Origin of the sequence: Burkholderia sp. Ac-20379 (assembly GCF_017104645.1) — a bacterium.
Taxonomy (GTDB): domain Bacteria; phylum Pseudomonadota; class Gammaproteobacteria; order Burkholderiales; family Burkholderiaceae; genus Burkholderia.
Window position 1 is genome coordinate 1 of the sequence record NZ_JAAGPF010000823.1, and the last position, 564, is coordinate 564.

General features: G+C 73.6%; 1 protein-coding gene. It reads right to left on the reverse strand.

Annotated features, from left to right (window positions below; all coding sequences use genetic code 11):
• On the reverse strand, positions 1 to 563 hold a 563-nt coding region (locus G3N92_RS34820), incomplete at its 3' end, for an RNA polymerase factor sigma-70 (protein ID WP_206131975.1).
• Position 564 lies beyond the last annotated feature (1 nt).

The window sequence follows — 564 nt, forward strand, 5'->3', positions numbered from 1 at the left end:
TGCCGCGCCCCGACCGCAAACGCCGGCGGCGCCGCGCCGCGATCGAGCGCATCGAGACAATCGGCGCAGTGGCGCACCACGTCGCGCACCATGAAATGCACGAGCGTCTGCGAGACGGCCAGCGCGTCGGCGGCCGTCGCCAGCGATTCCTCGCGCACCCGCACCATCTCGAACGCCGCCCGGCTGCGCGCCGGCACATGCGCCAGCGCATGCTGCATGCGTTCGAGCGTGTCGCGCGTCAAGGCCGTGGCTTCGGGCGTCGGCTCGGGCGACGGCACGTCCAGCCCCGCCGCCTCGTCCGCATGCCAGGTGGTTTCGAGCGACTGGCGGCGGCACACGTCGATCGAGGCATTGCGCACCATGCGCGTCACATAGGCCAGCGGCTGCCGGATCGCCTCCTGCCCCGGAAAATCGACGAGCCGCACGAGCACGTCGTGCACCACGTCCTCGGCGCGGCTCGCGCAGCCGGTCACGCCGCGCGCGACATTGACGAGCATCGCGCGATGCCGCACCAGCACCTGCACCAGCGCGCCGCCGGGGTTCGCCGCGCGCCGCGCCCGCACC